Source organism: Shewanella woodyi ATCC 51908, from assembly GCF_000019525.1.
Lineage (GTDB): Bacteria > Pseudomonadota > Gammaproteobacteria > Enterobacterales > Shewanellaceae > Shewanella > Shewanella woodyi.
On the sequence record NC_010506.1, the window covers coordinates 1,601,173 to 1,615,186 of the forward strand.

12 protein-coding genes and 1 other annotated feature are annotated in these 14,014 nt (G+C 43.4%); of the genes, 6 read left to right on the forward strand and 6 right to left on the reverse strand.

All coding sequences use genetic code 11. From position 1 onward, the window contains the following. Window positions 1-14: 14 nt before the first annotated feature. Together pheA and hpf are read right to left on the reverse strand one after the other, a co-directional pair. Window positions 15-2,003 (reverse strand): prephenate dehydratase, encoded by a 1,989-nt coding sequence (gene pheA, locus SWOO_RS06430; RefSeq protein WP_012323901.1) that lies wholly within the window; start codon window positions 2,001-2,003, stop codon window positions 15-17. Between the two features lie 213 nt (window positions 2,004-2,216). Continuing rightward, window positions 2,217-2,338: a sequence feature (Phe leader region), on the reverse strand. 1,046 nt (window positions 2,339-3,384) lie between these two features. Then, the gene (gene hpf / locus SWOO_RS06435) at window positions 3,385-3,747 is read right to left on the reverse strand and encodes a ribosome hibernation-promoting factor, HPF/YfiA family (protein WP_012323902.1); all 363 of its coding nucleotides are present in this window, start codon (window positions 3,745-3,747) and stop codon (window positions 3,385-3,387) included. Between the two features lie 288 nt (window positions 3,748-4,035). On the opposite strand from hpf, the gene SWOO_RS06440 reads away from it, so the two are divergent. Next, complete coding sequence (locus SWOO_RS06440) at window positions 4,036-4,704, forward strand: cytochrome b/b6 domain-containing protein (protein ID WP_012323903.1); 669 nt, start codon at window positions 4,036-4,038, stop codon at window positions 4,702-4,704. Window positions 4,705-4,762: 58 nt separating this feature from the next. Here the strand turns inward: SWOO_RS06440 and SWOO_RS06445 are convergent, their stop codons facing one another. Then, a complete protein-coding gene (locus SWOO_RS06445) occupies window positions 4,763-5,224 on the reverse strand; it encodes a c-type cytochrome (RefSeq protein ID WP_012323904.1) in 462 nt (153 codons plus the stop codon). Between the two features lie 268 nt (window positions 5,225-5,492). Between SWOO_RS06445 and trpR the strand changes: the two genes are divergently transcribed. Beyond that, a complete protein-coding gene (gene trpR / locus SWOO_RS06450) occupies window positions 5,493-5,771 on the forward strand; it encodes a trp operon repressor (RefSeq protein ID WP_012323905.1) in 279 nt (92 codons plus the stop codon). Here the strand turns inward: trpR and SWOO_RS06455 are convergent. After that, window positions 5,768-6,148, reverse strand: coding sequence for a hypothetical protein (locus SWOO_RS06455; RefSeq protein WP_012323906.1), 381 nt, complete (start codon window positions 6,146-6,148; stop codon window positions 5,768-5,770). The two genes, trpR and SWOO_RS06455, sit on opposite strands and share 4 nt — an antisense overlap. 164 nt (window positions 6,149-6,312) lie before the next feature. Then, a complete protein-coding gene (gene slyD, locus SWOO_RS06460; RefSeq protein ID WP_012323907.1) occupies window positions 6,313-6,936 on the reverse strand; it encodes a peptidylprolyl isomerase in 624 nt (207 codons plus the stop codon). Window positions 6,937-7,663: 727 nt separating this feature from the next. Between slyD and thrA the strand changes: the two genes are divergently transcribed. The 4 genes from thrA to SWOO_RS06480 all read left to right on the forward strand — a co-directional run bounded on the left by thrA (window position 7,664) and on the right by SWOO_RS06480 (window position 13,041). Continuing rightward, a complete protein-coding gene (gene thrA / locus SWOO_RS06465; protein ID WP_012323908.1) occupies window positions 7,664-10,129 on the forward strand; it encodes a bifunctional aspartate kinase/homoserine dehydrogenase I in 2,466 nt (821 codons plus the stop codon). 85 nt (window positions 10,130-10,214) lie between these two features. Beyond that, window positions 10,215-11,150 (forward strand): homoserine kinase, encoded by a 936-nt coding sequence (thrB, locus tag SWOO_RS06470; protein ID WP_012323909.1) that lies wholly within the window; start codon window positions 10,215-10,217, stop codon window positions 11,148-11,150. A gap of 27 nt (window positions 11,151-11,177) precedes the next feature. Continuing rightward, entirely contained in the window at window positions 11,178-12,458 is a 1,281-nt protein-coding gene (thrC, locus tag SWOO_RS06475; RefSeq protein ID WP_012323910.1) for a threonine synthase, read from the forward strand. Between the two features lie 310 nt (window positions 12,459-12,768). Next, window positions 12,769-13,041, forward strand: a complete 273-nt coding sequence (locus SWOO_RS06480) for a hypothetical protein (RefSeq protein ID WP_041418005.1) — start codon at window positions 12,769-12,771, stop codon at window positions 13,039-13,041. Window positions 13,042-13,054: 13 nt separating this feature from the next. Here SWOO_RS06480 and nfo read toward each other — a convergent pair whose 3' ends face one another. Further along, a complete protein-coding gene (nfo, locus tag SWOO_RS06485) occupies window positions 13,055-13,924 on the reverse strand; it encodes a deoxyribonuclease IV (protein ID WP_012323912.1) in 870 nt (289 codons plus the stop codon). Window positions 13,925-14,014: the final 90 nt, after the last annotated feature.

A 14,014-nucleotide genomic window follows, 5' to 3' on the forward strand; every position in this document is an offset into this window, starting at 1 on the left:
GTAATAATACAGGTTTATTGATACAGATCTCTTAGCAGTTCGCTATGGCTGGCGAGCTCAGCATCAAACTCACTATTTTCAGATGAAAAGTTCAATATTAACCCGTCCGCCTTAAGTTGTTTTGCAGCTTTTGCATGGGGGGAGAGTGTTTGCTGACTCGATGCGTAACAGGGGTTAATCAAAATTGGCAGGTGGGTTATTGTTTTAATATCCACTAGAGCTGCGAGATCGAGAGAGGGCATCACAGAGTCATTGAATGTTCTTACACCCGACTCACAAAGGATTAGCTGTTGATTTCCTTGGGTCAATACAGTCTCTGCGGCATTGAGCAACTCCTCAACACTTGCCATGGTATTGCGTTCAAGTATCACTGGAATATGCAGTGAGCCCACCTGTTTTAGTAGGGGCTTATTATGCATCTGTTTACCTGTGATAAGTAAAATACTGGCGTGATCAGTGGCAAACTTTAACTCTGACTCATGCTCGACTGCGATGATGCATTCGAGATCAAACTGGTGCAGTGCTTTTTTAAACTCAAGGATATTAGTACCGATATCGATTTGATGAGATAAGCCCTCCAAAATCACCCCTTGAAAGCCAGCTTCTTTAAGTGACTTTGCTTTATGGCTGTAGAGTTCACTCTCTTGGGGCAAAGAGATAAGCGCAATGGCACCAAACTGGCCATCACCAATCTGCAGCTGGCCTATGGTTACCTCTGTGGCATCATCAAGATTAGTTTTGCTGTATCTCGATTGCTCACAGCTCAGAGCTGATTGGGTCACTGAGGGTTTATCTGAGTGCTCAGCTCGGCTGGTATCTGGTTCAATCATCAGCTGGCTGTTAGAGAGCTGAGTTGGATTAACCGTTTCACAAGGGTAACAGCCTAATACTTTAATAAAGCGGGTGATACGTTCTAGCTCTTTCAGGGCTGACTGCATGGCATCGCTGGCAAGGTTTGCGTCGAGATCCAGATAAAACATCTCCTCCCAAGGTGTGCCTGGGATGGGGCGAGACTCTAGCTTACTCATATTTAGGTTGTGAGCTTTAAGCACTAAAAGGGCCTCTACCAGAGCGCCTGGTTTTTGGCCTGTTGCCATGATTAAGGTCGATTTGGCTGGAAGCTGCTCGGGGACGGCAATGGCCTTTCTTGCAACAACGATAAAGCGGCTCTGATTAATTTTCTGATTCGCTAAATCTTGTGCTATTGCTTCAAGTTGATAGAGTGCGCCACCTTCTGCACTACCTATGGCGGCAACACTAAGATCATCACTCTCTATCACTCGCTCCATCGCTTCGGCGCTGCTTGAGCAGTATTCCAGTTTATAGTCTGGGTGAAGAGCTAAATATCGACTGCATTGACTGATAGGTTGAGGGTGGGCATAGACGGTTTTAATCTGCTCTAACTTACTGCCATTTTTGGCTAATAAGCAGTGACCAACCTCAATTGTGGTTTCGCCAACAATGGCTAAACTTGTGTGTTGTAAGACGTCATAGACCTCGTTGATAGAGCCTGAAGAGGTATTCTCGATGGGGAGAAATCCATAATCGGCATGGCCAGACTCTACGGCCTGAACTATCTCATCGAAGCTCTTGCAGCCTAAGTCTTGCATATTGACTTGTCTGCGCTCGCAATAACGGTTGGCGGCGAGGTAGGAATATGAGCCTCTTGCACCTAAGTAGGCGACATTATATTGCTGTTTTTGAGTATCAGGGTTGGCGCGACTTTGGAGGTAGGCTTGTTGATTGAGTACTGAGTCTTCAATAATGCTTTGATAGAGGGAGATAACGTAGTGGGCATCTAATCCCTGCTCTCGCCCCTGCTTAACTAATCGGGAAAGTAACTCTTTTTCTCTTTGTGTATCGCGTATGGGGCGAATATCGACCTCTTTGCTACGGGCTACGTCCAGACTGAGCTCACGTCTTTTAGCCAATAGTGCCAGTAGATCTTTATCTAATGAGGTGATCTGTTCACGGGTATGGTTTAGTGGCTGTGGTTTGCTCATGCTGTCCTCTAGTTAATTTCCTAATTCTGATACATGGTGAATTTACATAAGTGTTCCTGACACAAGGTAAATTTATATCCATCCATGGCAAATTTACATAAGTGTTCCTGACACAACGTAAATTGATATCCATCCATGGTAAATTTACATAAGTGTTCCTGACACAACGTAAATTTATATCCATCCATGGTAAATTTACATAAGTGTTCCTGACACAAAAAAGCCCCCCTAGTGGGAGGCTTTGGAATTTTCACTTTCGTTTTTACACCGAAATTCCGCCTCCCTGTATGGGGGGAATAAAAAAGAAAGTAAAAAAGTGAACGTTAAGTTGTTTCATGCCTATAAAAGTAAAGCCCGAGCTCAGGAGTGTCAATTAAAAACTCGTTTTATATTTAACCGTACGTAGGTTTACATATACCCAATCTACTTCGAAGTGCTCGTTTCAGACCCCCGTAGACTTGAACTGGGGAGATATTGAGAACATTAAAGCGATCTGTGATGGAGTGTGGAATAAATGTTCCCGACATAACTACCACACTTTTCCGTCCATGGAGTGTGGCATAAATGTTCCTGACATAACTACCACATTTTTCCATCCATGGAGTGTGGCATAAATGTTCCAGACATAACTACCACATTTTTCCATCCATGGAATGTGGCATAAATGTTCCCGACATAAAAAAGCGCACCATGAAGGTGCGCTCTAGATGAAAATATTTAAAAATCAAACTCAGGGTGCCTCCTATTTTCATTGAAACTACTTTAGGTTTAAAAACGTGTTTACTTTTACATTAATCAGGCTTGTTGTGACATAAAGACTGAGCTTGCCTGACTCGTTTCTCGCTGTGTTACGATGACCTGTGTTGCGATCTATAGTTAGTGATACTTTTATCGCTCCTGTTTAAGTTGAAACCTAACGGGTTGCGTCACACTTCTTGATTAAGGGAGACAAGGGTTAGGTTTCATGTCACGCTGTTACACTTTCAGGCATATGGGCTATAAAAGCTTATCTGCCTCTGGCTTCCTAGCTGTATCAGCTTAGGGCCATTAAGGCTAAGTTTGCCTGACTAGTTCCTACCGGTTTTACAATTACTAATTCTGCAAATGATGTTAGTGATTCTCTATCACTCCTTTTTAGTGCTGAGATCTAGCTAGTTGCGTCGCGCTTCTTGATTAAGGGAAGCAAGAGCTCGATCTCCTATACTGCTTCATACTTTCAGACCTATTGCTATAAAAGCTTATTTGCCTATGGCTTCCTAGCTATATCTGCTTAGGGCCTAATTGAGGCGGATTAATCGTCTGAATGCTGTATCGCTAAAACTGACTATCACTTACTACTGCCACTATACCTCTGTGTATTAAGGTTAGCACCGCTTGGACGTTAAGCGGCAAACTCCTCATCTATTTCATCTTCAATATTGAGGTCTACAGTTTCCTCTTGTCTCTTGAGGGTTTCGTAACGTTGAGCTTCTGGCTTATGGGTTAGGCGGTTGAGCTGTTTTTCTAGCTTCTGTCCCATGGCATTAATTGCTGAATAAAGGTCTTCATGTTTTGCTTGAGCAAAAAGCTTGTGACTTGGGATCCCGACGGCGGCTTCAATCTTAAATAACTGCTTCTCTTGAACAATGATGACATGTGGATTGATTAGCTGAATATCATGTCTAGCTAGCTTATCTAAACGAGCCTGAATGCGTTCACGAATAAGGGGAGTAACTTCAAGGTTTTTGCTAGTGATCTTTGTCATATATTGAACCTTCTATTATTGCCTTGAATTCAGATTACCAATCTCCACAGCGAAAGTCGTGATCTTGATCACGTTTTCTTAGCTCTTTTGTGTTGTTCGGCTTTTATTTGATCACTTAGACAATTATTGAAAATAACTGGTGTAAATTGCTTGTAAAGGGGGGACAAGGAGGTCATATTTGAATGGATAAGTGTAGACTCTTTTTTTATAATACCCGCCAACACTGTACAATATATCACCTATATCGTTATTCAATTTTCTTTTCCTACTTTCATATCTGGTAAATAAATGAACAATAAAATTAAAGTTTGGGATCTTCCTACACGGATTTTTCACTGGGGCATGATTGTTTTATTAGGAGGGCTCTGGTGGACGGCTGATGCTGGAGAGATGGATTGGCATCAAGTTCTTGCCTATTCTTTAATGGTGTTTATTGTTTTTAGGCTTATCTGGGGCGTTGTTGGAAGCGATACTTCGCGTTTTAGTCATTTTATTAAACCCCCTAAAGCGGTATTGGATTATATGAAGCTGACTAAGGAGCAAGGTGTCTCCTCTAGTATTGGTCATAACCCATTAGGTGGGTATATGGTGATTGCCTTGATTATGCTTGTTTCAGCTCAGCTGACCACAGGTTTATTTGCAACTGATGAGATATTTACTGAAGGCCCACTGTACTCTTTGGTATCGAGTGAGACCGGCTCCTTGATGAGCTGGCTACATAAAAAAATCTTCTATGTGATGTTGGGCTTTGCTTCTATCCATGTATTGGCTGTTGTTTACCATGGCCTTAAAGGTGATAAGTTAATCACTCCTATGATCACCGGTTACAAACAGGTATCTGAAGCAAGCGGATTGGAGTTAAAGTTTAAACCTGCTCTGATGGCTTTCTTGCTGGTGGCCCTGTTAGCGGGCTTGGTTGGAAATTACTTAATTAAACCTGTTGTGGGAATGCTGTAGCATTAAAAACAATAAGCCTGATGACTTGTGCACTCAGGCTTATTGTCGTCAGTGTCACTTAGTCTTTCTTGTAGCTATCGTGACAACCTTTACAATTTTTAGCTGTTGCCATAAAGGCTTGCTTCAGTGCTTTTTTATCGTCAGCTTTTGCTGCAATAGCTAGGGCTGCTGAATCTTTTTGAAGCTGAAGCATCTTGGCATCAAAATCAGCTTTTTCAGTCCAGACTTTAGGCAGTGCTTCAGTGTCACCTTTATCAGAACCTGGTGTAAAGCCCTCTAAAGGAAGCTTTGAAAGTGCCGCAACGTTGTCTGCTCGCATTGCAAACACCTCAGCATCAAACGGTTTCTTGCCTTTTAACATCGCGCCCATATCACCAAAATTGTAGGCTAGTAAGCTAAATGCTGATTGACGGTATTCAATTGCATCATCGGTCTTTTTGAAATTACCTGCCTGTACGCTTGTCGCTAGTACTGTACTGGTAACAACTGCCAAGATGGCCATTTTTGCATTCTTGTTCATTATATTGCTCTCACGTTTCTTGTTGTTTTGTGACATTACACCGTTATTGTATTCTTTTTTTATCGAGTGGTACTATCCAAATATTCAAGAGTTTACATGTAAAGATGAAAAGATTTGTAACTGAGTTTTGTGTTATTTAGGCTTAGCAGGATGATAGCTTTGGATTTTATGGGCTTATTGGTATTATTGTAATGGAGAGGCAGTACAGTTTGCTCTCCTGTTTCACCATCAAACAGGTAGATGCTTATAGATTGTGGAGTGAAGGTTGATGAGAGCTGAGTGGGATTGTGTATTAGAAAAAGTCGTGAGTCATCAAGATCACAACGCGCTAATTGAGCTATTTGAACTCCTGTTAACTGAAGAGGAGCGAAGTGCTATTGCGGGCAGACTAAAAGTGTTTCAGGTGCTACTTCTTGGTGAGATGAGTCAACGTCAGATAGCTGCTGAGTATAAGATAAGTATTGCTACTATCACACGTTGCTCTAACTATCTAAAACATATGTCTCCCGAGCAGAGAGAGAAGATTAAAACACTTATCTTAGGTTAAAACATACTGTGGCTTAATGGGAGTTGGTGTCGTCGGTTAGATGCCCGTTTTGCTAAGATATAGAGCGAGTAGCTAATTAAACTAAAACTGATGATGTAGCTCAGATCTGTTGTCGATATTTTATAGGTGATAATGGCAAGTAATAGGTAAACAAAGGGAAGTGAGTTATAGATAACTTGTGGAAACCTACCTTTTTTACGTTTCTTGACCGGATCAGTACGACGGTTTTGTGAGCGCATATTATAGACTTTGCTGCCTAGATAGAAGATGGTAAATGCGGCGATAAGTCCCCAGGGACTATCTAATACAAGTAAGCTTATTGAGCCAGTTGCGATATAGGTGATAGGCAGAATTTCATAGAGAGGTTTGCTAAGCATAAACAGTCCTTTGTTTGAGCTTGTAAATAGTTTGGTGCACCAGTTCGTTCTATCCATATTCTAGCCGAAAAAAAGCCCACTGCATGGATAACATGCAGTGGGCTTATATTTATTCGTAATGAGTTAATACTAATTAGCTCATTACCGAGTTATATCGATAGCTATTAGTGTCTGCAACCGCAGCCGCCGTTACCATCACAACCCTCTTTAGCGGGCTCATCTTTCTTGTCACTGCAGCGTCCCTCTTCATGATTGTGCTCATGTCCGCCGCCACAACATCCGCCTTCATGGCTATGCTCATGCTCTGATCCGCAACTGCTTCCATGTGCATGGATATGACCATGGGCAATCTCTTCGGCTGTCGCTTCACGGACTTCCATCACCTCAACGATAAAGTTGAGTGATTGACCTGCTAGAGGGTGATTTCCGTCAACAACAACGACATCATCTTTAACCTCTTTAACTTGGACAGGACGTTGTCCCATCTCTGTTTCTGCAATAAAGCGCATACCAGGTACGATATCCTGAATATCACCGAAAGCACTCAATGGGACTTCTTGGCGCAAACCATCGTGATATGGACCATAGCCGTTATCAGCATTTACTGTAACATCCAGTTTGTCGCCGACAACTTTACCCTCAAGTTCTGTTTCCAGACCTGGGATCATGTTCTCTGCTCCATGAAGATAAAGCATTGGCTCACCTTCAAATGAATCTTCGATAACTTGGCCTTGTTCATCAGATAAACGGTAGTGAATGCTAACTGCGCAGTGTTGGGTGATTTTCATATCGCCTCCAATTCAGAATGTGGGCGCATTCTAGCGCTCTTTTTATTCATTGGCGATGATTTGCATCAGGTAATGTCGATTAGCTCAGCTTTCTGGCCGATGATTTTAAGGTAAGCCCTGATTGGTTGTTTGCAGATTTTTACCATTAAATGAAAATTGTGACTATTTAAGCATATTTTTTAAAAATAAATTCATAAGTTAAAACTGAGTATTTAGAGGTGTTTTTGTGTATTTATCCCCTTAGTATTACAGGTTCTATGTAAGGTGCTGTTTTACGGAGTTTATATAGTGTTCGAATTATCTCTTATTATTATCTCTTTTATTTTTAGTTGCTTATTGTTCGTCATTACTTTGCCGTAAACGTAAGGTTTGTGGTTTTCTTAGTTCAAAGTCAAGTATAAGTATCAGCTAAGTTCCCCCAGTGGATGCTATTGATGAAAAAGAGCAACTAATGGTTTTTTTCAGTTAACTTAATATTTGGGGCTTGACAGCCCCATAGAAAAAAAGCAATTCTGTATCCATAGATTTTCACGTTTATTTGGATAGCTTAATTTTCTGATGCATTGCCTAAATCGAGTTGTAACCACCATTATTACAACCACCACGATTACATTCGTGGGGGCAGGCTAAACGTACTTAAATTTTTTTGAATATGACAAGCCCGCTCCCACACCAAGGAGCGGGCTTTTTTGTTTCTTAGGTATTTGGCGCGGTACAAGGAGAAAGTATGAAAGTAATGAAGTTTGGCGGTACCTCGCTGGCTAATTGGCAACGATTTAGTGCGGCAGCGGCCATTGTCGCTGATACAGCAAAAGATGAGTCCGTGGCAGTGGTATTATCGGCACCAGCAACAGTGACAAATGGGTTGCTGGAGATGGTTGACCTTGCAATTCAAGGTGGCGATTTTAAGTCGGTACTAGCGAATGTTGAGCGCGTATTTACGGCATTGTATCAAGATGCTAGCTCCACACTGTCACCTTCTCAGCTATCTCTGCTTATGGATAAGTTAACTGAGCAACTTAGCTTCTGGGAAAAGAAGCTGCTTGGTATCAATTTGCTCAATGAGTGCCCCGATTTTGTTCGCGCTGAAGTTTTAGTTTGCGGCGAGAAGCTCTCTTCTGCATTGATGGTCGAATTGATGTTGACCAAGGAGATAAGTTCAGATTTACTTGTACCTCAAGCCTTGTTTGTTGCCGATGGCGAGCCACTCGAGTCGGTCGTTGATATTGAGTCAAGTAAAGCTAAATTCAAACAAGTGCCGCTGGAGAGTAAACGAGTTTGGGTGATGCCAGGCTTTACCGCTGGAGACCGGGAGGGAAGGATAGTGACTCTTGGGCGTAATGGCTCAGATTATTCTGCAGCGGTTTTGTCAGCCTGTATCGATGCCAGTTGCTGCGAGATCTGGACTGATGTTGACGGGGTTTACAATACTGATCCACGTGTTGTTGCTGATGCAAAACTTCTCTCTCAGCTGAGTTACCAAGAGGCGATGGAGCTCTCCTATTTTGGCGCAAAAGTACTTCACCCTAAGACTATCTCTCCTATTGCCCGCTACCACATCCCTTGTTATATCCGTAACAGTTTTAACCCTTCTGCCATAGGCACCTTAGTCTCAAATGAGGCGGATAAAAGCGGCTTGAATGTGAAGGCCATCTCTAACCTTGATGCGCAGACGATGTTTGATATCTCAGGCCCTGGGATGAAAGGCATGGTCGGGATGGCGAGTCGGACGCTAGGTGCCATCTCCCGTGCTGGTGTCTCAATCTCTCTTATTACTCAAAGCTCTTCTGAGTACAGCATCAGTTTCTGTATTGCGACTCAAGATGCTCATAAAGCAAAAGCTTCATTGGAGTTGGAGTTCGAGTTAGAGCTGAAAAATGAGATCTTAGAGCCGATTGAGATGCGAGATAACTTAGCTATCGTTTCATTGATTGGAGATGGCATGCGCACCCATAAAGGGGTTGCTGGCAAATTTTTTCAAGCATTGGCGCAAGCGTCGGTGAACATCGTTGCGATAGCACAGGGATCTTCGGAGCGTTCCATCTCGACCGTTATCGAACAGCGTAAGATTAAGCATGCTATCTCAGCCTGTCACCAAAGCTTCTTTGATGTACAGCACTACCTAGACGTATTTCTTGTGGGGTGTGGCAATGTTGGTGCAGGTCTGCTTGAGCAGATCAAACAGCAAACTCAGATGTTAAAGCAGGAGCATATCACTATTCGCGTGTGTGGTATCGCTAACTCACGCCACATGCTTCTTGATGCCGAAGGCGTCGACCTGAACAGCTGGCAAGGGCTGCTCAGTGATAGCCAAACTGAGTGCGATCTCGACTTTATGTTGCAGTGGGCCAAAGAGCAGCAGCTACTTAACCCTGTGCTGGTGGATTGTACCTCTAGTGAGTATGTGTCCAATAAATATCTGGATGTGATGAATGCGGGTCTGCATGTCGTGACGCCAAACAAGAAATCAAATACTCGTGATATTGAGTACTACCGTGCACTGCGCCAAACCGCCCTTAAGCAGCGTAGACAGTTTCTTTATGAAACCACTGTTGGTGCTGGGCTACCTGTTATTGATAACCTTAAAAAGTTACTGTTTGCTGGTGATAAGCTGCTTAAGTTTAATGGCATATTATCGGGTTCTCTGTCATATATTTTTGGCATGCTCGATGAGGGGATGACACTCTCTGAGGCGACAGGAATTGCGCGAGATAAATGTTTTACAGAGCCCGATCCTAGAGACGATCTCAGTGGCATGGACGTTGCTCGCAAGGTGTTGATTTTAGCCCGTGAAGTAGGATTGGAGCTGGAGCTCAGTGACATCACTATTGAATCAGTGTTACCTGATGACTTTGATGCCAGTGGAGATGTAGAGACCTTTATGGCTAACTTACCTAAGCTGGATCAGCAGATTGCACAGTGGGTTGAGAAAGCGCGCTCAGAAGGAAAGGTACTGCGTTATTTGGGGCAAATTGACGATGATGGATGCCGCGTCAAGATAGCTGAAGTGGATGCTGATGACCCTCTTTATAGCGTCAAAGGTGGTGAAAATGCGTTGGCTTTCTATAGCCGTTATTATCAACCAATTCCGTTCGTACTTCGCGGCTATGGTGCGGGTACCGATGTGACAGCTGCTGGTGCATTTGCTGATCTGCTTAGAACATTAAACTGGACTCGGGAGATGAGTGCATGAGTGTGAATATACTTAGCGAGCAACTTTTGATGAGAAGCACAGATACTGGTGTCAGTCTGATGAGTATGAAGAAGGGATGTTCTCTATGAGTTTAACGGTTTACGCCCCAGCTTCTATGGGAAATGTTGGAGTCGGTTACGATCTCTTGGGCGCTGCGCTTGCGCCGATTGATGGCAGTTTATTGGGGGATAAAGTCTCCATTGCTGCATCTACTTCTGGAGTGCAATTAAAGGTGGAGGGCCATTGGGCTGATAAGCTTCCACCAGAGCCGAAGGAGAATATTGTTTATCAATGTGCACTATTTTTTATGGAGCAGCTAAATAAGCAAGATGGGGTTGCACTTACTTTAGAGAAAAACCTTCCAGTCGGGAGTGGCTTAGGATCAAGTGCGAGTTCGGTTGTTGCGGCCCTCTATGCGTTAAATGAGTATTTTGACAGACCCTATGATAAGCAAGCTTTACTGCGACTGATGGGGGAGTTTGAAGGCAAGATAAGTGGCTCTGTTCATTATGATAATGTCGCGCCCTGTTATTTAGGTGGGATGCAGTTGATGTTAGATACACAAGCGAAAGTGTGTGACAGCATCCCTTCGTTTGAAAACTGGTACTGGGTTGTTGCCTATCCTGGTATCTCCCTTTCGACCTCTAAGATGCGTGAACTCTTGCCAGATCATTATGACAAGTCTGTTGCTATCGACTTTGGGCGTAACTTAAGTGCTTTTGTTCACGCTTCATATCAACAAGATGCTGAGCTGGCTATTTCGGTATTGAAAGATGTCATGGCTGAGCCTTATCGCGCATCGGCCATTCCTGGTTATGAGCTAGCCAGAGACGCGTTAGATAAGTTAGGCATGTTGTCGACGGGGATCTCAGGAAGCGGGCCGACACTCTTCTCTGTTACCGATAGCTTAGAGACGGCGCAAGCAGCGCAGGCCTGGTTAGACTCAAACTATGTTGAGCAAGGGCTTGGCTTCTCTCATATATGTAAGCTCGATGCCTTAGGCACTCGCACAATAGATTAATAAGTATTGAAAAAGGTAGTTAAACCTATGGAACTGTATAACTTAAAACACCCCTCACAAGTGGTTAATTTTGCCCAAGCGCTCACGTTAGGCCTAGGTAAAGACAGAGGCTTGTTTTTTCCTAAATCTATTCCTGTATTAGAGGATATGGACTCGCTATTGGCACTGCCGTTTGTCGAGCGTAGCAAAAAGGTATTAGGTGCTTGGCTCGCCAGTGAGATAGGGCAGGAGAGAGTTGACTCCCTCGTTGAGAAAGCTTTTAACTTCGACCTTAAACTGGCTAAAGCTGATGAGCATCGTTACTGCCTAGAGCTGTTTCATGGCCCTACCTTAGCCTTTAAAGATTTTGGAGCCCGCTTTATGGCCCAGTGTCTGAATGAGCTTGCGGGTGATGACAAAATTAATATATTGACGGCCACCTCCGGTGATACTGGCGCTGCTGTTGCAGATGCTTTCTTTGGGCTGGATAAGATCCAAGTTGTGGTGTTATACCCTAAAGGTAAGATAAGTGTTCTTCAGGAGAAGATGTTTACCACGCTAGGGGACAATATTCACACTGTGTCGGTTGAGTCAGATTTTGATGCTTGTCAGGACTTAGTTAAGCGAGCATTTGAAGACAGTGATGTACGTGATGGTTTGCACTTAAACTCTGCAAATTCAATTAACATCAGCCGTTTGCTAGCGCAGATCTGTTACTACTTTGAAGCAGTTGCTCAGTTTAAGCGCGAGCACAAGCAAGATCCTGTCATCGCGGTTCCAAGTGGTAATTTTGGTAACCTAACTGCGGGCTTATTTGCTAAGGCGATGGGGTTACCTGTAGCAAGATTTGTTGCTGCAACCAATAGTAACGATACCGTGCCTCGCTATCTTGATAAGGGGGACTGGTTGCCACATGCTACGGTTGCCACTATGTCTAATGCAATGGATGTATCTGAGCCAAGTAACTGGCCAAGGGTTGAGGCGGTAGTTGAGAAGATGGGGTGGTCGCTAGCCGACATTACTGGTGTTGCTTTATCGGAGCAGGATACTTCAAAGGCGCTGAGTGAGCTGAATCGTCAAGGTTACCTCTGTGAGCCCCATGCTGCCATTGCTGCACAGGCGCTGAGTCTAACTCAGTCTGATGGCGAGAGGGGGATATTCTTAGGGACAGCGCATCCTGCTAAGTTTAAGGATGTGGTCGATAGAGAGCTTGAGGTCAATCTACCTCTACCTCAAGAACTTGCAGCGGTGGAGAAGAAGGATATCTTGTCTGTCACATTGCCTGCAGATTTTGGGCAACTCAAACAACACCTTTTCAAGATTCTCTAGTGTTTGAACTTATTTATAAAAAGGAGGGCGTACCCTCCTTTTTTATTAGCTAGTGAATGATTGTCTACCGAAAATTACCTTTGTTAAAAGTAATGATGATACTTGTGGGTATCGACTTTGATTTTTACATATAAAGTTTGATCTTAGAGGCTTAATTTACACTGAGCTATCCAGTTCACTTGTGTATCACCACGTATCCTGCTTCAAATAATTGGTGTGATCTCTGTCACAACTTTTTGTTTTCAATTTGTATATCTTGCCTCGCAGTTTTTCAGATAGGTTCCAAATTGTGTATAAAATTTTGACTGCCATGCTTATCTCTCTCATGCTGACAGCATGCTCCTCGATGGATGAACCAGAGCTGTATCATAGGATCAATGAGGCTTACGATTTTGAAGTGACCCATTGCGATAGTTTTGCCATGGTAACTGGCATCGGAAGGGGGGAGAGGGCGTTAAGAAACGCGAAAGTCAACGCCATGAATCATGGCGAAGAGTTGGGAGGTACCCACATTGTTTGGTTGCAAACCGATCATGGTGATCCAACAAAAGTCGTCGCGGTCATCTACAAATGTTTGCAGTAACTGTTAACGAGTACTAATCCACTGCGATGTGCTTTTTAGTCAAACTGCGTAGCCAATTTATCTCATCTACCCAAATGTCAGAGTTGATGGTTTCTAGTACCATAGGAATATTCTCAGTGGCGGGATGATTCATAATAAATTCAAACCCCTCTTTTCCAATGTGGCCTAGACCTAAAGACTCGTGTCTGTCAACGCGGCTATTTAGTGGCGTTTTACTGTCATTGAGGTGCATGGCTTTTAGGTAGCGATCGCCTACTATTCGGTCAAATAGGGCGAAGCTCTCCTCACAGGCCTGATAGGTACTGATGTCGTAACCTGCTGCAAACATGTGGCAGGTATCTATGCAAACCCCAACGCGAGATTTATCCTCTACGCCATCGATGATCTGAGCGAGCTGCTCAAAACTATGACCTAGGTTTGAGCCTTGTCCTGCGGTATTTTCAATCACAGCGGTGACATGCTGTGTTTTGTCTAACGCCATATTTATCGACTGACTGATCCTAGATAGGCATTCATCAATCTCTATCTTTCTTAAATGGCTTCCTGGGTGGAAGTTAAGTAGTGATAGCCCCATCTGCTCACAACGTTCCATCTCGTCGAAAAATGCCAATCTGGATTTTTCAAGTTGCTCTTGATCCGGGTGCCCTAGGTTAATCAAGTAGCTATCATGGGGTAAAATAGCTTCACTTAAGATGTTTGCTTCTTGGCAGTTTTGCTTAAAATCTATTACCTGTTGTGGGCATAGGGGCGCAGCTTGCCATCTCCTTTGGTTTTTTGTGAACAGCGCAAATGCATCTGCTCCTATTTTTTTGGCATTAATGGGGGCGTTAGCTATCCCACCTGATGCGCTGACATGGGCGCCAACCCAACGACTCAAACTCATTTAAATAGTTTTCCTTACAAAATTTTCTTAAATAGTTGCACACTTTAGGGGGAATTAAAGTCGCGAAATATTAAGCCTTAACTATGCTAT